A 25,969-nucleotide genomic window follows, 5' to 3' on the forward strand; every position below is an offset into this window, starting at 1 on the left:
CTTTGGTTTGATAAGAACTAGATAGTGCGTTTACGGTGAAGGTCTAGACATCGCGTAAGATTTCAAGGAACGCAGTGCCAAACCGATCAGCATGACGATCGCCAAGAACACGGGCAATTCCTGCTTCGTCAGAGGGTTTCTGACTAGCAACCTTGGCAAGTTGTGACGCGGTGCACGACATTGGCTTATCAGTTCCTTCGGGTCCGCGAGATAGGTCGGCTTGCACTTCGAGTAAACGGTCATAAATCGAACCTTCGGTTCGGCCTGCGAGTTTTTGGCGCTGCGGATGGAGCGCCTCGGCCTCGCCATTGATGACCTCAAGAAAAGCCGCGCCATAGCTGTCGAGCTTTTTAGTACCAACGCCACCAATGCGTGCCATTTCATCAAGGTTACTTGGCCGCTTTTCGGCCATCTCGATCAGGGTGCGGTCATTGAAAACGATGTAAGCGGGACCACCGAGCTGTTCTGCAAACGCACGACGTTTGGCCTTTAGCGCGGACAGTAAGGGGGCGTCTTCTTCGGACACCATTTGTTTGACCTTTGGTCCGGATTTCGCAGCTTTGATCGTGTCACGGCGAAGGTCGATCTTGGCCTCATCCCGCAATATTGGGCGGGCTTTTTGCGTCATCCGCAATGCCCCGTGGCGTTCTGCATCAGGGCGCATCAGGTCATGCCCCATAATCTGGCGAAAAATGGCCTGCCACTGAACACGGGAATAGTCTTTGCCGACAGCGAAGGTTGGCAGTTGATCGTGATTCCACTGTCGCACTTTGTCAGTCATATTCCCGAGAAGAATATCGATCAGGTGCCCTGCACCGAACCGTTCATCCGTGCGCAGCGCGGCGGACAGGGCCATGCGCACGGGCGTCGTGCCATCGAAGACATCGGCAGGTTTATCACAGAGATCGCAGTTTCCACAGGGCGCGGGATCTTCGCCGAAATAAGATAGGAGATTCACGCGGCGGCATTTCAGCGCCTCGGCAAGACCGAGAAGAGCGTTCAGGCGACCATGATCTGCTTCGCGTCGTTCGGGCGGTGCAAGGCCTTCGTCGATCTGTTGGCGGCGGTAGCGGATGTCATCAGGACCAAACAACGTGAACGTTTCAGCGGGATCGCCATCACGGCCAGAACGCCCGATTTCTTGATAATAGGACTCAATCGATTTCGGCAGGTCTGCATGTGCAACCCAACGGATATCGGGTTTGTCGATCCCCATTCCAAATGCCACAGTAGCACAAACGATCAACCCGTCTTCTTGTTGGAAACGACGCTCGACAATGCGTCGATCATCAGCCTCCATCCCGCCATGATAGTAGCAGGCAGTGTGGCCTTGGTCGGTCAAGGCCTTGGCAAGGGTTTCGGTCTTGGCGCGGGTGCCGCAATAGACAATCCCGGCTTGATCTTTGCGCGCAGCAGCAAAGCGCAGGATTTGCGCGCGCGGGCCGTCCTTGGCCGCAAACGCGAGATGGATATTGGGGCGATCAAAACCGTGCAGGAAGATTTCAGGCGGTTGGTCTCCAAACAGCTTCGCTACGATTTCGTCACGCGTTTCGGCATCCGCAGTTGCCGTAAAGGCGGCCAGCGGCACACCAAGGTCACGGCGTAGTTCCCCGATCCGCAGGTAGTCCGGTCGAAAATCATGACCCCATTGTGAAACACAATGGGCTTCGTCCACTGCGATCATCGAAACGCCTGCATTACGAAGCATCCGTTGTGCACCGTTGGAGGCCAAACGTTCGGGCGCGATGTACAGAAGTTTCAACGTGCCGTTTTCAAGGTTGCGCCAAACCTCATCGGTTTCTTCTTCTGTATTGCCAGAGGTCAGAGCCCCCGCGACGACGCCTGCCTCCCGTAGCCCGCGCACTTGATCGCGCATCAAAGCAATGAGAGGGGAAATCACGACGGTCACACCGTCGCGCACCAACGCAGGCAACTGAAAACAGAGCGATTTGCCGCCACCCGTTGGCATGATGGCAAGCGTGTTCTTCCCATCGGTCACGGCTTCAACGATCTCTTGTTGGCCCGGACGGAAACCGTCAAAGCCAAAGACATCACGTAAAAGCGTGGCAGCGCTCATCCCAAGAAACCTGTGTGTTTGTTTTATTGCTCGTTAGAGCGCAAAGAATCACAGCACAGGGTTGGGGGCAAGCCTTAGGAGATTGCGTACAGTTGATTGGTTAAGACAATGCGGACCGCTTCGAGACCCAGCAACGCAACCAATGGCGACAAATCGATCCCACCCATTTGCGGTAGGATACGGCGGATCGGACCGTAGATAGGCTCAAGCAGGCGGCTCAAACCGTACCAGATTTGCGCGACAAATTGCTGACGAATGTTGAGGACTTGGAACTGAATGAGCCATGACATGATGAAATGCGCAATGATGAACATGCGCAGGACGCCGATGACCATAAGCAGGATTTGAAGAATAGATACCATGATGAGTCCTTGAATTGGTTTGGGATGAGGTAAGCATGCAAACCCAAAAGGGCAATAACCTTCCGTAGCGTCAACACTTGACGTGCACGTCACTTAGACGTCTTTAGGTTGCATGTATCCATTTATTCGCCTTGGCTGGACTTTGATTGCAGCCCGCAAAATGCCCCCAATGAACCCGCTGGACATGCACGTGTCACAGCACCGCTGTCGTTTGGTCGACTGCGATATCTTCGCCGAAATGAACAACGGCCGTATTCTGACGCTTTATGAGATGGGGCGGTTTCAGGCTGCCGTGCGCATGGGGCTTTGGGCGTTGCTGAAGAAAAAGCGCTGGGGGCTGACCGTTGCGGGCACATCAATCCGTTACCGCAAACGAATTACCCCGTTCGAAAAGTACGAAACGCGCACGAAAATCGCCACGTGGGATGACCGGTTTGTCTACATTGAACAGGGCATGTTCAAAAAAGACGGCACCTGTGCCAGTCACGTGTTGTTCCGCACAGCTGTGGTGGAGAAAGGTCGCGCAGTTCCGACAGAGGTTTTGCTAAATGCGATGGGTATCAATGAACCACGCCCCGAACCCGCAGGCTGGGTACAGAACTGGATTGACGCCGAAGCAACCAGAACTTGGCCCCCAGAATTGAACCCCACGTAAAGCGGCATTGCCAGTTCATCGCTTTCCCTGTCTTATCACGCTTAGGGAAAAGGGAATTATCAATGGCAACTGTATCTAAGAAACGCATTTGGGGTTGGATGGCCTTTGATTGGGCTGCTCAGCCCTTTTATACGCTAGGGCTGACGTTTGTATTTGGCCCCTATTTTGCGACCGTTGCTGCGCAATATTTCATTGGAACCGGCCTCGATGAAGAAGCGGCGAAAGCTCATGCAACCGGAACATGGTCAGCCGCGCAAACGATTGCCGGATTGGTCATCGCCTTTACCGCGCCGTTTCTTGGCGCATTTGCAGATAATTCTGGGCGAAAAATCCCATGGATTGCATTCTTTTCAGTCCTATTCGTGATCGCATCAACGTCGACGTGGATGCTAACGCCCGATGCCAATGCACTTTACCTCGTGTTGGTCTTGTTCTTTGTCGCTTTCATCGCCGCGGAATCTGCATTGAATTTCATTAACGCCATCCTGCCCAGCCTTGGCTCCAAAGACGAAGTCGGACGCATCAGTGGGTCTGGCGCCGCATTCGGATATTGGGGTGGTGTGGTTGCTTTGGCTCTTATGTTGCTGCTGTTTGTTGAACAAGACAACGGTCGTACAATATTTCTGGGGCTTGAGCCTCCGTTCGGGCTAAACCCAGACGAAAAAGAAGGCACGCGATTTGCAGGGCCTTTTATCGCGATCTGGTATGCCGTTTTTATGATCCCATTCTTTCTGTGGGTGCGGGATGATCCTAAGGCCGGCGGAAAATCCACACAGTTTCGCGCCGTCGCCGGTGATCTTTGGCAGACGTTAAAGAGCGTAAAGGAACGCAAAAGCCTTCTGAACTTTCTGATCGGTTCGATGTTTTATCGTGACGCATTGAATGCGCTTTATGCATTCGGGGGGGTATATGCCGCGCTTGTTCTAAACTGGGGCATCACCAAGATTGGCGTTTTTGGCGTAGTAGCCGCAATTGCGGCCGCGATTACGACTTGGTTGGCGGGTCTGGCTGACAGACGTTTCGGACCAAAACCCGTGATCCGCGTGTCCGTCTGGTTTCTGATTTTGGTGAGCATCACCATTGTCGGAATGTCACGCGAACAGCTGTTCTGGGTTCCGCTGGCTGCGGATTCAACACTGCCTGACACGATTTTCTACATCTGCGGTGCTGTGATCGGTGGAGCCGGTGGAGCCGTCTATTCGGCCAGCCGTTCCATGATGGTACGCCACACGCATCCTGATCGCCCCGCCGAGGCATTCGGGTTATTTGCACTCTCCGGCAAAGCAACGGCCTTCCTCGCGCCCGCAGGGATTACGTTGTTCACTTGGATGACTGGGAACACTCAATTGGGTTTCCTGCCAGTCATCTTCCTTTTTCTATGTGGGCTTGTATTGTTATGGTGGGTTAACCCCGAAGGAGATCGAGACGAATGGTCAACCTAGTCAGAACCGGTATTGTGATTGCCGCACTCTGCTTTACGGCAAGTTGTCGCAATTCGGATGTGAGCCGCGCTGCCCCCGAGGATACGCGCCCTGCAGCATCGATTTCGACGCAGAACGCAAACGACAACCGCGTCGCCAAAGAGGTGTTTGGTCATATCCCAGTTGCCTCGAACCAACGCAGCGAAAGCTTCGGCGGCTATGCAAGGGGTTGCCAAGCCGGCGCCGAGCAATTGGCGGAAACAGGTCCAACTTGGCAGGCGATGCGCTTGTCACGTAACCGTAATTGGGGTCAGCCTACTTTGGTTGATTACGTCCAAGATCTTAGCCGATTTGCCGCCACCTTACCCGATTGGGAAGGCCTCTATGTTGGCGACATGAGCCAACCACGTGGCGGCCCGATGCTATCGGGCCACGCGTCTCACCAGATTGGTTTGGACGTTGATATCTGGATGCTGCAACCGGACCGGCTCGACCTAAGCCGCACCGAACGGGAAAACCTTTCTTCGATTTCCATGCGCCGCGAGCGGGGCGCTTACACGAACTCCAGCTGGACCGAACAGCACATGCAATTGTTGCGTGCTGCAGCCAGTGATGACCGAGTGGCACGCATTTTTGTGTTCCCGGGCGCCAAAGTGGCAATGTGTAATTGGGCGACGGGCGATCGGTCATGGCTCAACAAAATCCGACCATGGTGGGGACACCACTACCATTTCCACGTCCGTCTGAGCTGCCCTGCTGGTCAGAGCGGTTGTGAAAATCAAGCTCCGCCACCTGCTGGTGATGGCTGCGCGGATGCGCAAACTTGGGTGAATAATATCTTGAATCCACCACCACCACCGCCACGCGACCCAAATGCGACGCCCAGCGCACCGCGCGGACCGGCCACAATGGCACGCCTTCCAAGCCAGTGTTTGGCAGTCGCGGCAAGCCGCTAGAATAATACGTTTGACAAGTTGGACGCCGCCCCTCATTAGGGCGGCGTCCTTTATTCTGAAGGGCCAAGTGTCCGACTACCTTGTCAAAACGGATTGATAAAATGACCAAACTTCTACCAGGCGTAATCGCCATGGCCATCGTTGTGGTGGCATCAAACATCCTTGTGCAGTTCCTGATCCTCGATGGATTGCTAACGTGGGGTGCATTCACATATCCGCTCGCATTCCTCGTAACCGACTTGATGAACCGTGTTTACGGCGCAGGCCCTGCGCGGCGCGTTGTTTTCTTTGGCTTCGTCGCTGGCATCATCTGTTCCCTGATCGGCAGCCAGATCATGATCCAAGGCGATGGGTATGAATTCCCCGCCGTCGCACTACGCGTTGCAATTGGCTCGGCGACAGGCTTCCTCGTCGCGCAGCTCATCGACGTTGCGATTTTCCAACGCCTGCGAGACGGCCTTTGGTGGAAGGCGCCTTTAGCGTCGACATTGATCGGTTCGACCATTGACACGTTGCTGTTCTTCACCATTGCTTTCAGCAGCTTGATATCCTTCGGCGCAAATGCTGATGCCGAAGTGTCATGGGCGCTCGATTCAGTTCCTTTCTTGCTCACCGGACCTGAGGCACCTCTGTGGATCTCACTTGCCGTGGCAGACTGGGGCGTAAAACTGATTATCGCTCTGCTCGCCCTTGTACCATTCCGCCTAATTGTGGGGCGCTTACAACGCGTCACATAAATGTTGTGAAAAAATCTTTGGTAATCCCCAGAAGTTGTGCCAACCTAGGGTCAGGCGAAACAATGAACAGGAGGTGATCCAGTGTCGAGAAAGATAGTGGTAGGACGTGTCGGGACAACTATGGAGGCATGTGTCTAGGGCAGCCCTTGGGCATATAAATCTGTAGGTGAGACCCTCTAACCGGCATCACCTCCTGAACTTTCGAAGGGCCATTCCTATCGCTGGGAATGGCCCTTTTTCATGCCAAACACCCTGTGGCTGTTCGTAGGCCCAAGACGTGGTAGAACCCCCGCATGGGACTATGGATAAACGATAGTATTGAGATTGCCGATTGGGAGCTGACGGAACATTTCGTCCGTGCCTCTGGCCCCGGCGGCCAGAACGTCAACAAAGTGAGCACGGCGGTTGAGCTACGGTTCGAGGCCGAACGATCCCCCGCGTTGACAGGGCCTGTCAAAACCCGCCTGCGCCGCGCGGCGGGTAGGAAATGGACAAGTGACGGCGCGGTGGTGATCTTTGTGCAAGATACGCGGTCCCAGGCAAGGAACCGCGAACTGGCCCGCGAGCGATTGGCCGAACTCATTCGCGCAGCTTTGGTCGCCCCGAAACGGCGGGTAAAAACGCGCGTATCCCAGAACCAGAAACGCAAAAGGGTAGACGCGAAGAAAAAGCGCGGAGAGGTTAAGGCCTTGCGTAAAGGGCCGGGAATTTAGATCGGGGAACCGCCTTGCCAAGGATCGCAGTCATCCACCCAGTTGTGTCCGCATGGCTTGATAAATCACTGCTGTCGCGACATTCGCCAAGTTCAAGGATCGGACGCGTGTATCAAGCATCGGCAAGCTGAACGTCCGGTCTTCCATCTCATTAAGAATGTCCAATGGCAGACCCTTGGATTCGCAACCGAAGACCAAAAAACCGTCTTGTTGGTAATCAGCATCGTAGAGGGTTTGCGCCCCGGTCTCTTCGAAAAAGAACAGGTTTTCGCGCTGAGGGTTTCGGGCAATTAGGAAATCTTGCCAACTATCGTATTCACTTAGGTTAACATACTGCCAGTAGTCTGTTCCGGCCCGCCGCACTGCTTTCTCATCAAGAGAAAACCCATAAGGTTTGATCAAAATCAGTTCTAGATTCAAAGCAACACAGGTCCGCCCGATGGCGCCCGTATTGTATGGGATTTCAGGTGTCACCAGAACGATTTTCATGCGCGGTTCAGACATAGGATGTTTCGACTTTTTCGTTTGAGGAAGCTGCATTCGCAACGGGCCATCTGTTTTGTTGAGTTCCGCTTGGGGCCTATCGTTTCTCAAGAAACTGGTGGGCCTCGAGAAGTGTTTCGGAAAGGCCCGCAAAGAAACCCGGCACCTCAACATCTAAGAAAACAGATGGCGTGTTTTCTTCTTGTGGCGCGCTGCCTTCGGCGGATTTCACATGGAACGTATCGGTCCGAGTGTTGAGTAGTTCCCGATAGCTGGCGCCCGTTCCGTGTTTGAGCACGTTGATCGCCAGATAGTACTGATGAAGCCTGCCCGCGAGGTCAGTGCGACCCGCCTCCAAGAGAGCTGATTTCAACTTTCGCGAAAACGGACCACGTTTGAAGTGGTGCTGCATGCGCGCCTCAAAAACCGAGAAGCAATCAACGGCGGTCGCTTCAAGCGCGAGATACGCCGCGCGAAGGTCTTCGGTTTGGGTTTTGGAGTCGGCTTTCCCGTTCAATTCTGCGCGAATGGCCAGAATTTGATCTTCGGATATCTTTGCTTCGGCTTTCGAGGCCGCGATCAGGTCCGGCATAGTTTGGGGCGTCGTCATCATTCATTCTCCGCATGGGTCCACCTTCCCTTAAGCTACGCCGCGAGGAATGATAGGGGCAGAGGCGATTCATTGTGCCGTCCCGCGAAAATTATCTGCTGATGGAAGTGCGCGCAGGATAGGAACCTACGGGGCAAGATCAAAGAGTAATCGTTAAATTTCCAGCGCGGCGGTGCCCGCAATCCCGATCAGATCAAGCTGACCTGATGGGCCAATGATGACGTGGTCCGCCCCATCATCACTCCATGATACGAAATCAAAGTCTCCGTTTGTTGATTCCGAAAATGGGGCAGGCGCAGTTTTGCTACTGCTTTGCAGGCAGAGCGCAACAACGAGGCCATTCACATCTGTATACATCAATTGCGCTACAGGTTTCCCGTTGGCGACAACAAGGCGGCCTCCCTCAAATGTAAGGCCGTGCGCGGTCAGATCCGGAATAATAAACTCCGCGCCAATCGTGCTGCCGAGCCACGTTTCAATGTGGTCGGTTTCCTCGGCGCTGACTTCAACAAGATGGCGGCTTTGACCGGCGTAAACCGCATGATATTCCGCAATCGCTGCAATCCAACCCTTTGGTTCGGCGCTTTGGATTTGCCCTTTGTATGCGTAGCCACCCAGACCTCCGATCATGAACATTGCAAGTCCCGCTGCCAACGCCCCCCAAATCGGGCCGCGCGGTTTTTGTGCCGGCTGTAAGGTTTCTTCCTTGAGGTCAGCAGTCATAATCATTTTGGCAAGATCGAACGGCACGGGTGTATCAAGCTCTTTTTCAAAGTCTGCTTGCGCTGACGCGTCGGCCAGTAAGAGCGCATCCATCTCTTCTTGGACGGCTTCATCGGAGGCGAGTAGCGCTTCGATTTCTAGGGCTTGTTCGCCTTCTAGTTCGCCATCGATATAGGCGCTTAAACGTTTCGATAAATCATCATTCATTGAAGATTCTCCTGTACGTTTATCTCTGTCAGCAGAAGTTTTCTGGCACGGTGTATGCGGCTCATGACAGTTCCGATTGGAACGTCCAACATTTCGGCCGCCTCTTTGTAGCTAAAGCCTTCTGCGCAAACCAACAAAAGCGGTTGCGAGAGGTCCGCGCCAAGTGATGAAACCTTCTGGCAGATCTGTTGTGCGGCCAGTTTTTCGACAACGGTGCTTTGAACGCTAAGTTCTATTGTCTCGTCTTCGGCAGGAACCTGACCTTCGCCCTCTCGCACTTTGCGTTTTCGGATTTCAGAAATCCAGTGGTTACGTATTATCCGGAACATCCAGCGATCTAATGGCTGGGACGAGTCATACTGTCCCCACTTAAGAAGGGCCGTCGAACAGGCATCTTGCAGTAAGTCGTCGGCGTCTGGTCCGGTTCTCGCTAGGCTTATCGCAAAACGGCGCAACCTCGGAAGCAGGTCGATCATCTCTGATTTGAATTGATCTGCGTTCATGGTCTCACTAAAAATGGCCCAGCGCGAAAAATGCCGCTGGGCCATAGTCCGTGATAGCGAGTGGCTTTTCAACAGTGTAGTTTGTAAGAAGGCAACTGATTACAGCACTGAGTCCTGTTGAAAATACGGCTTATTCCGCAACATGCCAAACGCCACCAACCCCGTCTCCGGTCTTGTCACCGGGGTTCTGGTCACCAGCCCAAAAATACAGTGGTTCACCGTCTTTTGCCCATTGCTGGCTGCCGTCACGACGTTCAATCAATGTCAAACCATCCCGAGTAGCGCCTGCCTGACCGAGGAAAGGTGGCCAGCTTGAAGCGCAACCGTCATAGCAGTTGGATGTGTTCGCCGTGTCGTTATCAAATGTGTAAAGCGTCATGCCATTGTCGTCCGTTAGAACCGCATGGCCGCCAGCGTAAGCGCTTTCGCAGCCAGCGACGAAGAGACCCAGTGTTAATGCAGAAATCAGTTTCATGTCTTTTCCAATCCAATGTTTGAGCAACGCCCTGCTGCTCTCATTAGGACTACGCTTGGCGGACTAGTATTATTCTTGGAAAAGTAAGCTATTTTTTAAGTCGTTGTTATTAATTGATTTTAAGGTCGGTCTTCAAACCACAACCTCAACCCGTTCCTGTTCCCCGACACCAAACACCCGCTTATACCGTTCGATCTCCGCTTCTGGGCCCATGGCTTTGTTGGGGTTGTCGGAGAGTTTGACGGTGGGGTTGCCGTTAGCCGTGACGGCTTTGCAGACCAGCGAGAACGGGGCGAGGGTGTCGCCCGTCGTCAGGCCCTTAAAATCGTTGGTGAGCATGGTGCCCCAGCCGAAACTGACTTGGCAGCGGCCTTTGAATTGGTTGTGCAGGGTCACGATTTTGTCGGCGTCCAGACCGTCAGAGAAGATCACAAGTTTGTCGCGCGGGTCCTCACCACGGGATTCCCACCATTTGATCGCAACTTCGGCGGCGGTTGCGGGGTCACCGGAATCCACACGAATGCCCGTCCAGCCCGCAAGCCAGTCGGGAGCGTTATCAAGGAAGCCCTGCGTTCCGTAGGTGTCGGGCAAGATGATGCGCAAATTGCCTTCGTGTTCGTCGTGCCAATCGCGCAGTACGTCATAAGGCGCTTGGAACAGGGCATCGTCGTCTTTGGCCAGCGCGGAGTAGACCATGGGGAGTTCGTGAGCGTTGGTGCCGATGGCCTCGACCTCGCGGTTTTTGGCGATCAGGCAGTTGGAGGTCCCGATGAAGCTATCGCCCAAGCCTTCCTGCATGGCTTGCACGGCCCAGTCTTGCCACAGGAACGAATGGCGACGACGGGTGCCGAAGTCTGCGACGCGAAGGCCTTCAAGCGGGCGCAGTTTTTCGACCTTCTCCCAGAGCTTGGTCATGCCGCGCGCATAGAGAACTTCGAGTTCGAATTTCCCCATTGTGCCCAGTACAGCGCGGTTGCGCAGTTCCATGATGATGGCGAGGGCGGGGATTTCCCAGAGCATGACTTCGGGCCAGCTGCCTTCGAACGTCAGTTCATACTGGCCGTCACGTTTTTCGAGGTGGTAGGGCGGCAGGCGAAGTTGTTCGAACCAGTCCATGAATTCAGGCGAGAACATGGAGCGTTTTCCGTAGAACGTGTTGCCGCGCATCCATGTGCTTTCGCCGCGTGACAGCGAAAGGGAGCGGACGTGGTCGAGCTGTTCGCGCAATTCGCCTTCGTCCACCAGATCTGCAAGGCGAACGGATTTGGTGCGGTTGATCAATGAAAACGTGACCTGCGTGTCCGGTTTGTTGCGAAACACGGATTGGCACATCAGGAGCTTATAAAAGTCCGTGTCGATGAGGGATCGGACGATCGGATCGATCTTCCATTTGTGGTTCCAAACTCGTGTTGCGATATCGACCATGCCGTTCTCCCTTGTCGTGATGATGTTGTGACGGTTGGTGTGCGCGGGGGCAAGTGTCTGGCGACGCTTTGCAACCGACTGTGGCTATGGTTTGGTGCTTTGAACATCAAGCAAGGGGTATTAGATGAGCTTTCTCGGAATTGACTTGGGGACTTCGGGGCTTCGGCTATTGCTGATTGACGAAGCCGGAGACGTCTTGGCGACTGCTGAACGCGGATACGCCACGCAGCGGCCCCATGATGGATGGTCCGAGCAATTCCCAAGCGATTGGGAAGCCGCGTTAGAAAGCGCCGTTGCCGAAATGCGAAAAGAATGCCCCGCATTTTCCGAGCTGCGTGGCATCGGGGTGTCCGGCCATATGCACGGAGCAGTGGTTCTCGATACCGCTGGAGACGTCTTGCGTCCCTGTATCATGTGGAATGACACGCGCGCGCACGTTGAAGCGGAAGCGTTGGATAAGGTTGACGGTGTTCGAGATCTGTCGGGCAACATCGTTTTTGCGGGGTTCACTTCGCCGAAACTGGTGTGGCTGGCCAAGCATGAGCCTGAGATTTTCGACCAAGTTGAGACGGTAATGCTCCCTGCAGGGTACATGAACTTCGCTTTAACGGGGGATCGCGTGGCAGACATGTCAGACAGCGCGGGAACGTCTTGGTTGGACGTGGCTGGACGCGACTGGTCAGATTCTTTGCTTTCGGCCAGCGGCATGGCACGTTCAAAAATGCCTAAGCTGGTAGAAGGAAGCCAACATGCTGGCGTTTTGCGAGCCGATATTGCCGAGCGATGGGGCGTCGGGCCTGATATCGTTGTTGCCGGTGGTGCCGGAGACAATGCAGCAGCAGCCTGTGGGATCGGAGCGTTGAACGACGGCGTTGGGTTTGTGTCGCTGGGCACCTCAGGCGTCGTGTTATGCGCGCGGGACCGGTGCGCGCCGTCACCAGCGACCGCGGTACACACGTTCTGTCATGCGGTGCCGGAGCATTGGTACCAGATGGGTGTTATGCTGTCGGCTACTGACAGCTTAAACTGGTGGGGGCGAATCACAGGGCGCTCGCCGGCTGAGCTTTCGGGAGCCTTGGGGACGTCGTTACGAGCACCAGGTGCCGGCCAATTTCTGCCCTATCTGGCAGGGGAGCGGACTCCGCACAACGATACCAGTTTACGGGGGTCGTTTGGCGGGTTGTCCCATGACACAAAGCAAGAAGACATGACACAGGCCGTTCTAGAGGGTGTGGCGTTTGGACTCCGTGACAGTTTGGAGGCATTGCGATCCGTCGGCGCGGCCCCCCAACGACTGTCTGCCATCGGAGGTGGTGCAAAGTCCGAATATTGGGTGGCGCTGATTGCGACGGTCTTTAACCTACCCTTGGACTTACCTGCGGGGGGTGAGTTCGGCGCAGCACTGGGCGCAGCGAGGCTTGGAATTTGTGCGGCGACTGGAGCAGATGTTGCAGAGGTCATGACGCCGCCCGATGTGGACAGAACAGTTATGCCTGAGATGCACTTGGTCGACGCTTACGAGGCCGCGTATCAAAGATTCAGGGAACGGGGCCCTAGCTGACATCGTTCAAGTGGACATCACGGCATCACCAAGAACGAAATGTGTAATAGTTGCGTCGATGGCATAAAACGACCAGTGCAGCCCATAAGCCCACTGAAACCCGTTCCGCGATTGCAAATATAGATAGGGCACGAAAAGCCCGAAAACTGTTGCCGAGAGAGTGAAGCGCGTAACGTAGAACGCCGTGAAACCATCGAACCCGAGGGTCAGATGGTAACCGCCAAACAGGATCGCCATTGTAATCGCGATATACCGCAATTTGATATTCCGTCGGGCCATTGCGAAGATCATCGCAGCGATTAGCACCTGCTGAAACAGAATGTCCGCTGATTTGGGCAAGTAATACCACGCGGTTGCAAACATAAACTCCGGCGGGTTAGACGGCGCCAAGTCTACCGAGACCTCTGGCAACATCGGCAAAACAACAGTGACGTAGGCCCCGAGCACCACCATCATCGGGACCATGATCGCTGCCTGATAGGAGGCCCGTTTCGCGCTTAGGTCACTGAACAAGAGCGCGCGAAACCACACAGCGGCAAGACCTGCCCAGATCAAATAGTACGCTGTGAACAAAAACGGGGCTTCATCGTAGCCTCGTTCAAGCGACATGGCATCAACCAACCAGTAATAGAGCAGACTAGAGACTGCCCAAAATGACGCGACGACCACAACCAGTGACGCGGCCGCTCGCAATTCGAACTGTGAAAGGCTGGCGAACGTGCCACTCCTATTTTGCATCCGGTCTCCCATCATTGAGCTTCATGAAAACCTTCTTGATCTGCCTCAAGGCTGGCGCGGTGCGTTGCGGTTATCAATAGGAACGTTCTTGAAGCATTCAAAGGGAGATACAGCAATGTATAAGAATATTCTTGTTCCGATCATGTTGGATGACGGCGGACATGAAGTGTCGTTTAAACTCACTCGCACGCTTGCGGATGAGGGAGCGAAGATAACGGTGGTCCACGTCGTGGAGGATATACCAGACTTTGTCACCGCGGAAATTCGACAGGATGTGTTGGATAAATCCTACGAAACAGCGAAAGAAAAGTTACGTAATGCCGCTGCGGAAATCCCCGGTGCGAGTGCAGTACTGCTCCACGGTCATCCCGCCCGCACGATTGATAACTATGCAAAAGAACACGACATCGATTGCATCGTGATTGCATCTCATAAACTGGGATTCACGGATATCTTCATCGGGTCAACAGCATCGCGCGTAGTGCGCCATGCACCGTGTTCGGTCCATGTGATCCGCTAATCTATGGTTTGGATTGATTGCGCGTTCTCGAACTTGTAAGGCGGGACCCTTTGACGGTGCAATGCAATAAATGCAAAGACAACTCAGCCCACTACACGTTTAGGAGTTGAGTAGATGCTCAAAGGTGTCCTGTTTGCTGTTTCGATCGGAGTTGCTGCTCCGCTCTCGGCGGAACCAACTGTTATGTCCGCGCCAGATGCCTTTGCAGCGGTCAGCAACGATGAAATGATCCTGATCGACATCCGCAGCCCTGGTGAATGGGTTGAGACAGGAGTGGCCGAGGGCGCGCTTGCATTGACAATGCACAGCCCCGAGTTCGCCAGCAAAATCACAAGCTTGCTGAATGCAAACCAAGGTGTTCCCGTCGGCTTGATCTGTGCCACGGGTGGTCGAACCGAATATGTTGTCTCTATTCTTGCGGAAAATGGGTTTCCTGATGTCATCGACGTCTCCGAAGGGATGATCGGCAATGATCGCGGCGCGGGTTGGATTGAGCGCGGGTTACCGCTGATCACGTCAGATGAAGCGCAAGCAGCTTATCGGCTGGTGTCTCTTCGTCGCTGAATTAGACGACGTAGACACCAGCGGTTTTCATCCCATCTACAGCTGCAACCAAACTGCCATCAAAATCGATTGCACGGCACAAATCGGTGCGTACGGTAACTCTAAAGCCAAGCTTTGCGGCATCCACAGCAGAATAGTTCACGCAAAAATCTGTAGCCAGCCCAACCAAAGTGAGGGTGTCGATCCCGCGTGTGTTTAGGTAACCCGTCAGCCCTGTCGGCGTCGTATGGTCGTTCTCAAAGAATGCAGAATAGCTGTCGATTGCTGGATTGTATCCTTTACGGATGATCATGTCGGCGGCGTCAACGTTGAGGTCTTTATGGAAAGCCGCGCCTTCGGTGCCTTGGATGCAATGGTCAGGCCAAAGCACTTGTGGACCGTAGGGCATGTCGATGACGCTCATCGGATCCGCCGAGTGAGTGGTTGCGAAGGAGCTGTGTCCCGCTGGATGCCAATCTTGCGTCAGGATGACTGCGTCAAAATCAGCCATGACTGCGTTAATTGGGGAAACGATATCGCTCCCACCAGCGACCGCGAGCGCGCCGCCTGGGCAAAAGTCGTTTTGAACATCAATGACAAGAAGAGCGTGGGACATGTGAGACTCCAACAAGTTAAGTTGCGCGCAGACTAAGGATTGAGGCGGCGCGTGCAACGGGATTTGACGTCGGTCAAAGAAGCGGTCGCATCATCAAGTTAGCATGAGGGTCAAACGTAAGATTGAGGATACGTGCAACGAAGAGGAGTGCCAGAAATGAAAATTTTCATCGGATATGCGACAACCCAAGGACACTCTCGCAAGGTTGCGCAGTGGGCTGCGGATCGGTTTGTCGAAACGGGAAACTCTGTAGAGCTCATGTCTCTTGTTGATGCCGATGGCTTGGACCTTGGCCGATTTGATCGGGCGGTTTTCGTCGCTTCCGTCCATGCGGGACACTATCAAGCTTCTTTGACGGATTTTGTATCCGACAGTGCTAAGGCCCTGAAGACAGTTCCGTCATTGTTTCTATCAGTGTCGCTGGCGGCGGGCGGGCATGACTCGGATGACTGGCGCGGGTTAAGCCGTATTGTCTCGGATTTTGAACAAGCCACGGGCTGGGCGCCAAATGAGGTTGCCCATATCGCAGGGGCCTACTTGCCATCAGAATATGACCTGTTCACGAAGTTCATTATGCGACGGATCATCGCTGAAAAAGATCCAAATGCGGAATTGGGCGTAGACCATGAGTATACGGATTGGAGCGGTCTTAGTGAAATTTTGGACCGCTGGCTGAGTGCAGGGCCGCAGTAGATGTAGGCGCTTGCGCTCTCAGAATGACGACTTTAATTGGATAGCTATGTATACAGTTGCTGCACTCTACCATTTCACCTCATTTGATGATCCCGCTGCTTTGAAGGGGCCGCTGGCGGCCGTTTGCGCGTCTGGTGATGTCATGGGAACACTGCTGTTAGCCCGCGAAGGGATCAACGGCACGATTGCTGGTCCGCGAGCGGGAATTGATGCGGTTCTAACACATATCCGCGCGCTGCCAGGTTGCGCGGATTTCGAATGGAAGGAAAGCACTGCGAGCGTGCCGCCGTTCAATCGGATGAAGGTGCGTATCAAACGCGAGATCGTGACAATGGGTCAACCAGATGTAGACCCAACAGCGAGCGTCGGGAATTATGTGGCGCCCGAAGACTGGAACGCGCTGATTACCTCCCCAGACGTAGCTGTAATTGATACGCGCAATGACTATGAAGTGGCGATTGGGACGTTTGATGGTGCGATAGACCCTGAAACGAAATCTTTCGGTGAATTTCCTGCATGGTGGGAAGCAAACAAAGACCGCTTTCACAACAAGCGCATTGCAATGTTTTGCACAGGCGGCATCCGCTGCGAAAAGTCGACCAACTATCTGATCGGTCAGGGGGTTGAGGATGTGTATCACCTGAAGGGTGGCATCCTGAAGTATCTGGAAGAAGTGCCTCAGGAGGAAAGCACTTGGGATGGTGAGTGTTTCGTCTTTGATGCGCGGGTGAGCGTTGGTCACGGGTTAAAAGAAGGGCCGCATCTTTTGTGCTATGCCTGTCGGCGGCCCTTGCTGCCGGATGACCAGAAACGACCGGAATTTGAGCTAGGCGTGTCGTGTCACCAGTGCGCCGGCGAAACGAGTGAGTCCGACAAGAATCGGTTTAGAGAGCGCCAGAAACAGATCGCGCTATCCGCCGCGCGTGGCGAGTCGCATGTTGGACCTGCTGCAGGTTAAAGGCTTGTGCGACTCAACTGTTCAGGTGTTCACTAGGACTCTCATGATTGGGAGGATCTGAAATGCCTAAGTTTTTATTCGTGTATCACGGCGGTGGAATGCCGGAAACGCCCGAAGAGGGAGCGAAAGCCATGGCCGCGTGGGGCGCATGGTATGAATCCATGGGGGCTGCGACTGTTGACGGTGGTGCACCTGTTGGGCAGTCCCATACCGTTAGTGCAGATGGTCATGTTGAGAATGGTGGCTCGAACCCGGTTTCCGGTTACACGGTTATTCAGGCAGCTGACTACGCGGAGGCATGCGCTCATGCAAAAAGTAATCCGATGGTGGTTGATGGCAGCGGGTCAGTGGAAGTAGCGGAAATGATTGACCTGTAGGCGCACGTTTGTGCTGGCATTGGGAGCTTGTTTGAGATGAAGTCTTCGTAAGGAGACTTACCATGATCAATGCCGACCTACTTTCAGAAATCCGCGGTAAATTTGCCCATGTTGATGCCTGCCCTTTCAATGGGCCGAGGGTGTTTTTCGAGAATGCGGGTGGCGCGTTAACACTTAACTCTGTGGTTGAGACTTCGGCGCGGTTCGCAGCCATTCCCGACAACCAAGGACGCGCAAACGTCGCGTCCTTGGCATTGGTCGATATCATCAAGGAAGCTAAGGCCGCCGCTAGCGATTGGTTCAACGTCACGGACGGGCAAGTCATTGTCGGTGAAAGCGGTACTGAATTGCTTTTCCGTCTAATTAGGACCTCAATTGCGGGCACGGATGGCGGCGTTTTGATTGGATCGACGGTCGAGCATCCAGCATCTTGCTCGGCCATGTCGTATTGGGCGGATAAGTTAGGGCGGGATTATTGTCGCGTGCCCCATGATGACACTTTGGGACTTGTCACGGCCGAGGCCTACGCGAAAGTCATCACAGCTGACACGAAAGTCGCCACAATTTTGCATACGTCGCCGGTGACGGGGATGGCGATGGATTTGAATGCAATCTGTGCTGCGATCCGCGCAGTTGCGCCGGAGTGTTTTATCATCGTTGATGGCATTCAGCATGCGTCACATGGCTTGGTGGACCTCGAGGCTGCCGGCGTTGATGGGTACGTTGTGTCCCCCTACAAAGTGTTCTCTCGTCACGGCTATGGGGTGGCTTGGGTGAGTGACCGCCTGACGGCTTTGGGGCCAGAAAACCTGATAAACGGGCCGGAGGCCAATTGGGAATTCGGGACACGCGATACGGGCGCTTATGCGACGTTCCACGATGTCGTGGATTACTTCGATTGGCTTGGTGGGCAGGTGGGCTCGTCCGAAACCCGTCGCGGCAGAATTGAAGATGCAGGTGCTGCCATTAAGATCCAAGAAAAGGCGCTGACGGATGCGATGTTGCACGGTACCGGCAACCTAAAGGGACTGGCCGAGATGAAGGATGTCACAATTGTTGGTGGTGTGGACAACCCCGCCCGCGAGGGGCTGGTGTGTTTTTGGGCCGAGACAGTTCCCGCAGCGGAGATCGTTGCTGCGTTGAATGCCGAAGGCATTCGAACCCATGTCCGTAAAGCGGACCATTACAGCGGCAATATCCTGAACCCCTTGGGGCAATCCGCTGCCGTAAGGGTGTCGATGTGCCACTACAACAGCGAAGCCGAAGTCGCGCGGTTCTTGGGTGTGATTGCGCAGGTCTTGGACGAGGACTAGCGGCTAATAAGGTTGTGGATCACCACAAGCGCCATGAACATCACATAGCGAATACCAAAGAACAGTATCGCTGCGATGGCGAATGTCATCAAAGCCGTCGGTGACGGACCAAAGGCCCGCAGTATCAGCGTTGAGCAAATTGCAGCGCTGATACTTACGGCCCAATAGAGCATTCTTAGAAATCCAGATGTTCGACGTTCAGCGCGTTTTCCTGAATGAACTCGCGGCGTGGTTCCACGACATCACCCATCAGCTTTGTGAACAGATCATCGGCCTCTGCGACGTCTTCGACTTTCACTTGAAGCAACGTGCGTGCGTCAGGGTCGAGCGTTGTTTCCCAAAGCTGATCTGGGTTCATCTCACCCAAGCCTTTGTAGCGCTGTAGGGAAAGCCCGCGTTCGCCTTCTTCGAGGATCGCCTTAAGAAGATCGAGCGGCCCATAGATGTTCTGAACACGGTCCTTACGGATCAACGTCGCTGGTGTGTTGTAGACCTCTTGCAGGTGCTGGGTGAACGAGCCTGATTTACGAGCTTCGCCAGATCGTAACATCTTGCCGTCCAAAGTGCGGACTTCTTCGACACCGCGCAAAATACGGGCAAGTCGGATACCCTTGTCCTGCGTGATGCGACCCTGCCAGCCACGTTCCCATTCATTCGCGATCAAATCGAGACGCGCTGCAACCTTGTCGGCCACACCTTGCAGATCGCTATCCACCGCGCCTGAAACGAACGCGCCAGCAATGGCGGCTTGTTCGAGGATGTGACGGGGGTAGTGCGTCGGGAATGCATCAAGCACACGTTTCAGGCGGCCCGCTTCGTCGACGACGCGGCGCAAGTCTGCACCAGTCAGCTCTTCACCGTTGCCTTGACGTAGGATCGCACCTTCGCACCCTTGCTCAGTGAGGTAGTCATCCATCGCGGCTTGGTCTTTGAGGTAAACTTCGGACTTACCACGGCTCACTTTGTAGAGGGGCGGCTGCGCGATATAGAGATAGCCACGTTCGATCAACTCGGGCATTTGACGGAAGAAGAACGTGAGAAGAAGAGTACGAATGTGTGCACCGTCGACGTCCGCATCGGTCATGATGACGATCTTATGGTAGCGCAGCTTGTCGATGTTGAATTCATCGCGGCCAATGCCAGTGCCCAGCGCCATTACGAGGTTACCAATCTCTTGGCTCCCAAGCATCCGGTCAAACCGAGCCCGTTCAACGTTCAGAATCTTACCTTTCAGTGGCAGGATCGCTTGCGTCTGACGATCACGTCCAGTTTGGGCAGACCCACCAGCGGAGTCACCCTCCACCAAGAAGACTTCGGTTTTGGACGGGTCTTTTTCGGAGCAGTCCTTGAGTTTGCCTGCGAGGAAATTCACGTCCATTGCCGTCTTGCGACGGGTTAGTTCGCGAGCTTTGCGCGCAGCTTCACGCGCCAACGCAGCCTCAACAATCTTGCCAACAATCTGCTTGGCAACATTAGGGTTTTCCTCGAACCATTCAGACAGCTTTTCCCCCACTAGGGATTCAACCGCTGGGCGGACTTCAGAAGAAACCAATTTGTCTTTGGTTTGGCTGGAGAACTTCGGGTCCGGCACTTTCACGGACAAGACACAGGTCAAACCTTCGCGGGCGTCATCGCCGGTAAAGCTCACCTTTTCCTTTTTCGCGATCCCGCTGGACGTCGCGTAGGCGTTGATCGTACGAGTTAGCGCACCACGGAAACCCGCCATGTGCGTGCCGCCGTCCCGCTGAGGGATGTTGTTGGTGAATGGCAGGACCATCTCGTTGTATGTGTCGTTCCACCACATAGCGACTTCGATGCCGATGTCATCTTTCTCGCCTTTAACGTAGATCGGTTCTTCCATAACGGCGGTTTTGGATCGGTCGATGTATTTGACGAATTCCTTAACACCGCCTTCATAGTACAACTCACTGCGCAAAGGTTCGGCAGGACGTTCATCTTCTAAGATGATACGAACGCCAGAGTTCAAGAACGCGAGTTCGCGGAGACGCTTTTCCAAGGTCTCGAATGAATACTCGAGGTTAGAGAACGTCTCAGTCGACGCAAGGAAACGGACTTCGGTGCCGGTTTCGCCGTTTGCATCACCAATCACTTCGAGGTGGTCTGTTGTATCGCCGTGCGCAAAGCGTGCTTTGTGAACTTTACCATCACGCCACACTTTGAGTTCGAGCCAAACAGACAGCGCGTTCACAACTGATACACCCACCCCGTGCAAACCGCCCGAAACCTTATAGGAGTTGCTGTCAAACTTACCGCCGGCGTGCAGTTGGGTCATGATGACTTCGGCGGCAGAAACGCCTTCTTCTTCGTGGACACCTACAGGAATTCCGCGCCCGTTATCGCGCACAGAAATCGATGAATCCGAATGGATTTTGACGTTCACATAGTCCGCATGACCAGCCAAAGCTTCGTCAATTCCGTTATCGACGACTTCATATACCATATGATGCAGGCCGGACCCGTCATCAGTATCACCGATATACATACCAGGCCGCTTGCGAACAGCCTCCAAGCCCTTGAGAACTTTAATAGAATCCGCGCCGTACTCTTCCGGCTTTTGCTGCTCGTCGGTCATTGAGGACCCTTTTTGTTATTCCTGTAATTTTATAGGAGTTTTGGCGCAGATTGTCACGCTTAACAGGCATATTTTATAGGTAGTTTCGTCAAGTTTGGCTGACTTGCGAAACACCGCTTTCATCCGTGACGTTGACGTTCTGTGCCGCCTCGCCGAGTTCTTGGAACAACTCTGGCCCAGTCCCAGTCATAAAGGCCTGAGCACGGAGTGCAGTGATCTCTGAATAAAGTGCATCACGTCGGCTGGCATCCAGATGAGCTGCGACTTCGTCCAGCAGTAAAATTGGAGGTGCACCAAAATCATCAGCTAAGGCGCGCACGTTTGCTAGAATGAGAGAGATGAGCAGTGCCTTTTGCTCACCCGTTGAACAGTCTTTCGCTGGCACGTCTTTTGCCGCGTAGACAGCGCTAAGATCCGCACGGTGCGGGCCAATCAAGGTCCGGCCCGCGGCCATGTCGCGTTGGCGGCTGCCCTCAAGCGCAGCAAGCAGCGCGGCTGGGTCATCAGGAGCATCACAGGCGGGGTCCGCATGTGTCAGATCAAGGAGCGCAGACGGGAAGGCTGTTTCAGCCGCGGCCTGCGCGTTTGCCAGAAGCAGAAGGGCATCCATGCGGTTGCGATGAATTTTCGCGCCAGCGTCCGCCATTTGGCGTTCTAGGGCAGCATACCAGTGGGCGTCCCGCACCATATCCTTCAGCAGCCGGTTGCGTTCTCGCATCGCCTTTTCATAAGTCAGGACGGTTTCGGCGTGGGACGGTTCAAACGAGAGCGTTGCACGGTCCAGAAAACGCCGCCGCCCCTCTGCGCCCTCAATCCAAAGCCGGTCCATTGCGGGGATTAGCCAGAGCACCCGTCCAATGCGGCCCAATGCCACCTGCGCGGCCGCTTTGCCGTCAATTTTGGTTTGTCGAGATGCACCACCTTCGGACCATGTTTCGATCTCGTGATGCTGATTGATAGAGGTAAGGTCCGCAGTGATCTTCCAGCCCAGCGCTTCGGGACGACGGGTCATGTCCTGTGAACTCGCACGGCGCAAACCACGTCCCGGAGACAAGATCGACACGGCCTCAAGGATATTCGTCTTGCCCGCTCCGTTGGGGCCATAGATCGCGACCGGCCGGCCATCAAGTTCGAGCGTGGCGCGCTTGTGGGACCTGAAATGGGAGAGCGTCAGTGAAGACAGGAAAAGGGCCGACATTATCTGCGGCCCCCCTGTTTCATTGTGCTTAAAATACTCAACCTACGTGCGAGGTCACACGCGCATCGGCATGACGACGTAGACGGCGCTGGTGTCGTTACCTTCGCGCATCAGTGTCGGATCGCCGGATGAGTTGAACATGAAGACCGCGTTTTCACGGTCCACTTGGCTTGCAATTTCGAGCAAGTACTTCGCGTTGAAGCCGATTTCTAGACGTTCATCACCGTATGCGACCGCGAGCTCTTCTTCGGCAGCGCCGCTATCAGGTGCATTGACCGAGAGGATAAGACGGTCTTCGTCGAGCTGCAGTTTGACCGCACGGGAACGTTCGGACGATACAGTCGCCACACGATCAACGGCCTTGGCGAACTCGGCAGCATCCACTTCCATTTTGCGCGTGTTCCCCTGCGGGATAACGCGCGTATAGTCGGGAAATGTACCGTCAATCACTTTGGACGTCAGCGTGATGTCAGGTGTCGCAAACCGGATTTTGGTTTCGGATACTGAGACGGCAATTTTCATTTCGTCATCATCAAGCAGCTTGCGCAATTCGCCCACGGTTTTACGTGGGACAATCACACCCGCCATGCCCTCTGCACCTTCAGGAAGCTCTGCGTCGATACGGGCGAGACGATGGCCATCCGTTGCCACGCACCGCAGAACTTTGCCGCCATCGGCATCGGAAACGTGCATGTAAACACCGTTAAGGTAGTAACGGGTTTCTTCGGTGCTGATCGCAAATTTGGATTTGTCAAAAAGGCGGCGAAGCGTCGGCGCTGGGCAGGAGAAATTCGCCGCATAATCAGACGTCGCCATAACAGGGAAATCTTCTTTGGGCAGTGTCGCGAGGCTAAAGTTCGAACGGCCGGCTTCGATTGTCAGGCGACCGGACGCGCTGTCTTCTGTCAGGGTGACCAATGCACCGTCAGGCAGCTTGCGTACAATTTCGTTCAGGGTCACGGCGGAAACCGTAGTAGCCCCTGCCCGTTCGATCTGCGCCGGTGCTTTGTCCACGACTTCTATGTCGAGGTCCGTCGCACGGAACGTGGCTTCGTTTCCTTCGGCCTCGATCAAGACGTTGGCAAGAATCGGAATCGTGTTACGCCGTTCCACTACCGATTGGGCTTGCGCCACGGCTTTGAGCAGTGTTGCGCGTTCGATGCTGAGTTTCATGGCCCTGTCTCCGATAGTGGTGCCGCAATGGTCGGACGCCAAAACTAGCGGATTTCAGCCCATCTACAAGGGCTTTATGCCTAGTCTTCGAGGGCGCGGCGTAGCATTTCCAGATCATCGGCGATTTGACTGTCAGATTGGCGCAGTTCGTCGATTTTACGGACCCCGTGCATGATCGTGGTATGATCACGTTTCCCAAACTTACGGCCAATTTCCGGTAAAGATCGCGTCGTAAGTTGTTTGCACAGCCACATCGCAACTTGACGAGGACGCGCGAGGCTACGTGTGCGTTTAGGGCCAAGCATGTCAGACAAACGAATGTCGTAGTGTTCGGACACTTTCCGTTGGATTTCTTCGATAGTGAGCTTGCGATCAGACGCGCGCAGAATGTCGGACAGGCAATCTTGAGCCATTTCAACCGTAACAGTGCGACCTACGAGGGATGCGAGCGCATAAAGGCGATTTAAGGCACCTTCCAGAACACGCACGTTTGACGAAATACGGTGTGCAAGGAATTCAAGAACGCCCGTGGCGATTTCCACCCCAGGATAGACGTTAACGTAGTTTTCCTGTTTCGCGTGCAGGATACCAAGACGCAATTCGTAATCAGTCGGGTGCAAATCAACAACCAAACCACATTGTAGACGTGACTTAATCCGCTCACTCAAGTCACGGATCTCACCAGGTGCGCGGTCCGCAGAAATGATGAGCTGCTTATTTTGATCTACAAGTGCGTTGAACGTGTGGAAGAATTCTTCTTGTGTTGATTCCTTACCCTCAAGGAACTGAATGTCATCCACCATCAAAATGTCGACTGAACGGAAGTGCTGTTTGAAATCCATCATCTTGCGATCCCGCAGAGCAGAGATGAATCGATAGATGAACTGGTCCGCTGAGATGTAGAGAACGTTGAGATCTGGGCGACGCTCGCCAAGCTCATGTGCGATCGCGTGCATCAGGTGTGTCTTACCCAAACCAACGCCCCCATATAAGAACAACGGGTTGAAAGTTGTCGGACCACCTTCGGCTACTCGTTTGGCCGCAGCGTGAGCCAATTCGTTTGGCTTGCCGATGACGAAGTTGTTGAACGTAAAACGTTGATCGGGACTCGCGTCGGCCTGAGTGTTGGCCGGTTTTGAGGGCGCGCTTTTGGGTGCGTTGTTCAAAGCTGGCTTCGTCGCACCGGCGACCTCAAATGCCAAACGCTGAACAGAAAGGCCCTGGCGGTTTAGGTGGTAAATGATTTGATCGCCGTACGTCTTACCAACGTAATCACCAACGAACAGATTTGGGGCACCAACGTGGGCAACGCCCTGGTCAGTAGTCAGGAGGGACAGGGGTTCTATCCAACTTTTGTAGTTCCCTGCGCCGACAGCTGCTCGCATGTCCGCCTTAACCTGATCCCAATTCGCGTCCGTCATAAATTCCCCATTTGTCCCGTACCAACACTTATTGTTTAGCGGCTGCCACCACTTGTTCTTGGACTAATTCGTTCCTTGGCCAAACAAGCAGACACCGCACCAAACTGGTGCAGGCCGCATAGGACCTTGAGTAAACGTAGAACTGGCCGTCTAAAACAGCAGTCTTCGTAGAAAACATGGGTCACGCTTACGATTGCTAGGTCCCCACCTATATGCATTCGCTAGCCTGCCGAACAGGTTCAGGAAAGCCCGTTTGCCACACGCAAACTTAGCCTCAGAATATGTTCGATTGTCCCACGCTCCCCCAGGAACGAAATGAATCGCTCGATGAAACTAGCCTCCGAGAGATCGTGTTTTCAACAGTGTTGATGGTCTTGACAGGCGTAGCCGCAAAACGAATCTGGCCAGCCGTTGAATCACAACAGAAAGTAAGTTGTGAGGGGGGCAAAAATGTAACTGCCAAAAAGAAAAGGCGACCCGCTTGGATCGCCTTACCTAAGGTAAATCTGAGAATCGGTAGCGATTCTAGATTTAGCCGATTGATTTTACGCGAGACACGAGACGGGACATCTTACGTGCCGCTGTGTTCTTGTGGAAAACGCCTTTGGTAACGCCACGCATCAATTCTGGCTGAAGAGCGCGTACAGCTGCTGTTGCTGCTTCTTTATCGCCGGATTCGATTGCTTCTTCAGCGCGGCGCAAGAAAGTGCGGATACGGGAGCGACGTGCTTTGTTTACTTGAAAACGGGCTTCGTTCTGACGTGCGCGCTTCTTTGCTTGTGGAGTATTTGCCATTTTAATCAGTCTCTTTCGGGTTCGTTTGTTCAATATCTTTAACGCACGCAACCCAATGGTTCTCACCAAGATTGATTCGAGCCTAGGCGGGCATCACGCGCATTTCAGCGCTGCGTATAGGTG

Annotated in this window: 28 protein-coding genes; 12 read left to right on the forward strand and 16 right to left on the reverse strand. The window is 54.2% G+C overall.

The window, feature by feature from the left end; genetic code table 11:
- Positions 1 to 43: 43 nt before the first annotated feature.
- Positions 44 to 2,077: a DNA helicase RecQ gene (gene recQ / locus L0666_RS13020; RefSeq protein WP_235261823.1), complete on the reverse strand. Its 2,034-nt coding sequence runs from the start codon at positions 2,075 to 2,077 to the stop codon at positions 44 to 46.
- A gap of 74 nt (positions 2,078 to 2,151) precedes the next feature.
- The gene (locus L0666_RS13025; protein WP_235261824.1) at positions 2,152 to 2,439 is read right to left on the reverse strand and encodes a YggT family protein; all 288 of its coding nucleotides are present in this window, start codon (positions 2,437 to 2,439) and stop codon (positions 2,152 to 2,154) included.
- A 112-nt stretch (positions 2,440 to 2,551) separates the two neighbouring features.
- On the opposite strand from L0666_RS13025, the gene L0666_RS13030 reads away from it, so the two are divergent.
- From L0666_RS13030 to arfB, 5 genes are all read left to right on the forward strand, one after another.
- A complete protein-coding gene (locus L0666_RS13030; RefSeq protein WP_235261825.1) occupies positions 2,552 to 3,094 on the forward strand; it encodes an acyl-CoA thioesterase in 543 nt (180 codons plus the stop codon).
- A 62-nt stretch (positions 3,095 to 3,156) separates the two neighbouring features.
- Positions 3,157 to 4,536, forward strand: coding sequence for an MFS transporter (locus L0666_RS13035; protein ID WP_235261826.1), 1,380 nt, complete (start codon positions 3,157 to 3,159; stop codon positions 4,534 to 4,536).
- Positions 4,524 to 5,471 carry a penicillin-insensitive murein endopeptidase gene (gene mepA / locus L0666_RS13040; RefSeq protein WP_235261827.1) on the forward strand — a complete coding sequence of 316 codons (948 nt, stop codon included), beginning with the start codon at positions 4,524 to 4,526 and terminating at the stop codon, positions 5,469 to 5,471. The genes L0666_RS13035 and mepA overlap by 13 nt, the downstream gene beginning before the upstream one ends.
- A gap of 101 nt (positions 5,472 to 5,572) precedes the next feature.
- Positions 5,573 to 6,208 carry a queuosine precursor transporter gene (locus L0666_RS13045; protein ID WP_235261828.1) on the forward strand — a complete coding sequence of 212 codons (636 nt, stop codon included), beginning with the start codon at positions 5,573 to 5,575 and terminating at the stop codon, positions 6,206 to 6,208.
- Between the two features lie 293 nt (positions 6,209 to 6,501).
- The gene (arfB, locus tag L0666_RS13050; protein ID WP_235261829.1) at positions 6,502 to 6,921 is read left to right on the forward strand and encodes an alternative ribosome rescue aminoacyl-tRNA hydrolase ArfB; all 420 of its coding nucleotides are present in this window, start codon (positions 6,502 to 6,504) and stop codon (positions 6,919 to 6,921) included.
- A 30-nt stretch (positions 6,922 to 6,951) separates the two neighbouring features.
- Here arfB and L0666_RS13055 read toward each other — a convergent pair whose 3' ends face one another.
- The 6 genes from L0666_RS13055 to pncB form a co-directional block, all read right to left on the reverse strand.
- Positions 6,952 to 7,425: a tRNA (cytidine(34)-2'-O)-methyltransferase gene (locus L0666_RS13055; RefSeq protein ID WP_235261830.1), complete on the reverse strand. Its 474-nt coding sequence runs from the start codon at positions 7,423 to 7,425 to the stop codon at positions 6,952 to 6,954.
- A 76-nt stretch (positions 7,426 to 7,501) separates the two neighbouring features.
- A complete protein-coding gene (locus L0666_RS13060) occupies positions 7,502 to 8,017 on the reverse strand; it encodes a hypothetical protein (RefSeq protein ID WP_235261831.1) in 516 nt (171 codons plus the stop codon).
- A 150-nt stretch (positions 8,018 to 8,167) separates the two neighbouring features.
- Complete coding sequence (locus L0666_RS13065; protein WP_235261832.1) at positions 8,168 to 8,944, reverse strand: anti-sigma factor family protein; 777 nt, start codon at positions 8,942 to 8,944, stop codon at positions 8,168 to 8,170.
- On the reverse strand, positions 8,941 to 9,447 hold the full coding sequence (locus tag L0666_RS13070) for an RNA polymerase sigma factor (protein WP_235261833.1): 507 nt from the start codon (positions 9,445 to 9,447) through the stop codon (positions 8,941 to 8,943). The genes L0666_RS13065 and L0666_RS13070 overlap by 4 nt, the downstream gene beginning before the upstream one ends.
- A gap of 130 nt (positions 9,448 to 9,577) precedes the next feature.
- Positions 9,578 to 9,922, reverse strand: a complete 345-nt coding sequence (locus tag L0666_RS13075) for a COG4315 family predicted lipoprotein (protein WP_235261834.1) — start codon at positions 9,920 to 9,922, stop codon at positions 9,578 to 9,580.
- 132 nt (positions 9,923 to 10,054) lie between these two features.
- Positions 10,055 to 11,347 (reverse strand): nicotinate phosphoribosyltransferase, encoded by a 1,293-nt coding sequence (gene pncB / locus L0666_RS13080; RefSeq protein ID WP_235261835.1) that lies wholly within the window; start codon positions 11,345 to 11,347, stop codon positions 10,055 to 10,057.
- A 124-nt stretch (positions 11,348 to 11,471) separates the two neighbouring features.
- On the opposite strand from pncB, the gene xylB reads away from it, so the two are divergent.
- A complete protein-coding gene (gene xylB / locus L0666_RS13085; protein WP_235261836.1) occupies positions 11,472 to 12,908 on the forward strand; it encodes a xylulokinase in 1,437 nt (478 codons plus the stop codon).
- A gap of 6 nt (positions 12,909 to 12,914) precedes the next feature.
- On the opposite strand, the gene L0666_RS13090 is transcribed toward xylB, so the two are convergent.
- Positions 12,915 to 13,646: a hypothetical protein gene (locus L0666_RS13090; protein ID WP_235261837.1), complete on the reverse strand. Its 732-nt coding sequence runs from the start codon at positions 13,644 to 13,646 to the stop codon at positions 12,915 to 12,917.
- A 115-nt stretch (positions 13,647 to 13,761) separates the two neighbouring features.
- Here L0666_RS13090 and L0666_RS13095 point away from each other — a divergent pair, with 115 nt between their 5' ends.
- Positions 13,762 to 14,166: a universal stress protein gene (locus tag L0666_RS13095; protein ID WP_235261838.1), complete on the forward strand. Its 405-nt coding sequence runs from the start codon at positions 13,762 to 13,764 to the stop codon at positions 14,164 to 14,166.
- Positions 14,167 to 14,280: 114 nt separating this feature from the next.
- Complete coding sequence (locus L0666_RS13100) at positions 14,281 to 14,730, forward strand: rhodanese-like domain-containing protein (protein WP_235261839.1); 450 nt, start codon at positions 14,281 to 14,283, stop codon at positions 14,728 to 14,730.
- A 1-nt stretch (position 14,731) separates the two neighbouring features.
- Here the strand turns inward: L0666_RS13100 and pncA are convergent, their stop codons facing one another.
- The gene (gene pncA / locus L0666_RS13105; protein ID WP_235261840.1) at positions 14,732 to 15,325 is read right to left on the reverse strand and encodes a bifunctional nicotinamidase/pyrazinamidase; all 594 of its coding nucleotides are present in this window, start codon (positions 15,323 to 15,325) and stop codon (positions 14,732 to 14,734) included.
- 156 nt (positions 15,326 to 15,481) lie between these two features.
- Between pncA and L0666_RS13110 the strand changes: the two genes are divergently transcribed.
- From L0666_RS13110 to L0666_RS13125, 4 genes are all read left to right on the forward strand, one after another.
- Entirely contained in the window at positions 15,482 to 16,018 is a 537-nt protein-coding gene (locus tag L0666_RS13110) for a flavodoxin domain-containing protein (protein WP_235261841.1), read from the forward strand.
- Between the two features lie 46 nt (positions 16,019 to 16,064).
- Complete coding sequence (trhO, locus tag L0666_RS13115) at positions 16,065 to 16,976, forward strand: oxygen-dependent tRNA uridine(34) hydroxylase TrhO (protein WP_235261842.1); 912 nt, start codon at positions 16,065 to 16,067, stop codon at positions 16,974 to 16,976.
- A 62-nt stretch (positions 16,977 to 17,038) separates the two neighbouring features.
- The gene (locus L0666_RS13120) at positions 17,039 to 17,353 is read left to right on the forward strand and encodes a YciI family protein (protein WP_235261843.1); all 315 of its coding nucleotides are present in this window, start codon (positions 17,039 to 17,041) and stop codon (positions 17,351 to 17,353) included.
- Between the two features lie 62 nt (positions 17,354 to 17,415).
- Positions 17,416 to 18,666: an aminotransferase class V-fold PLP-dependent enzyme gene (locus tag L0666_RS13125; protein WP_235261844.1), complete on the forward strand. Its 1,251-nt coding sequence runs from the start codon at positions 17,416 to 17,418 to the stop codon at positions 18,664 to 18,666.
- Here the strand turns inward: L0666_RS13125 and L0666_RS13130 are convergent.
- The 6 genes from L0666_RS13130 to rpsT all read right to left on the reverse strand — a co-directional run bounded on the left by L0666_RS13130 (position 18,663) and on the right by rpsT (position 25,846).
- The gene (locus tag L0666_RS13130) at positions 18,663 to 18,839 is read right to left on the reverse strand and encodes a hypothetical protein (protein ID WP_235261845.1); all 177 of its coding nucleotides are present in this window, start codon (positions 18,837 to 18,839) and stop codon (positions 18,663 to 18,665) included. The two genes, L0666_RS13125 and L0666_RS13130, sit on opposite strands and share 4 nt — an antisense overlap.
- A gap of 2 nt (positions 18,840 to 18,841) precedes the next feature.
- Positions 18,842 to 21,259: a DNA topoisomerase (ATP-hydrolyzing) subunit B gene (gyrB, locus tag L0666_RS13135; RefSeq protein ID WP_235261846.1), complete on the reverse strand. Its 2,418-nt coding sequence runs from the start codon at positions 21,257 to 21,259 to the stop codon at positions 18,842 to 18,844.
- An 88-nt stretch (positions 21,260 to 21,347) separates the two neighbouring features.
- Complete coding sequence (gene recF / locus L0666_RS13140) at positions 21,348 to 22,457, reverse strand: DNA replication/repair protein RecF (protein WP_235261847.1); 1,110 nt, start codon at positions 22,455 to 22,457, stop codon at positions 21,348 to 21,350.
- A 54-nt stretch (positions 22,458 to 22,511) separates the two neighbouring features.
- A complete protein-coding gene (gene dnaN, locus L0666_RS13145) occupies positions 22,512 to 23,630 on the reverse strand; it encodes a DNA polymerase III subunit beta (protein ID WP_235261848.1) in 1,119 nt (372 codons plus the stop codon).
- Between the two features lie 80 nt (positions 23,631 to 23,710).
- Positions 23,711 to 25,051 carry a chromosomal replication initiator protein DnaA gene (dnaA, locus tag L0666_RS13150; protein ID WP_235261849.1) on the reverse strand — a complete coding sequence of 447 codons (1,341 nt, stop codon included), beginning with the start codon at positions 25,049 to 25,051 and terminating at the stop codon, positions 23,711 to 23,713.
- Between the two features lie 531 nt (positions 25,052 to 25,582).
- Entirely contained in the window at positions 25,583 to 25,846 is a 264-nt protein-coding gene (rpsT, locus tag L0666_RS13155; RefSeq protein ID WP_235261850.1) for a 30S ribosomal protein S20, read from the reverse strand.
- Between the last annotated feature and the right edge of the window lie 123 nt (positions 25,847 to 25,969).

The organism is Octadecabacter algicola, from assembly GCF_021532625.1.
Lineage (GTDB): Bacteria > Pseudomonadota > Alphaproteobacteria > Rhodobacterales > Rhodobacteraceae > Octadecabacter > Octadecabacter algicola.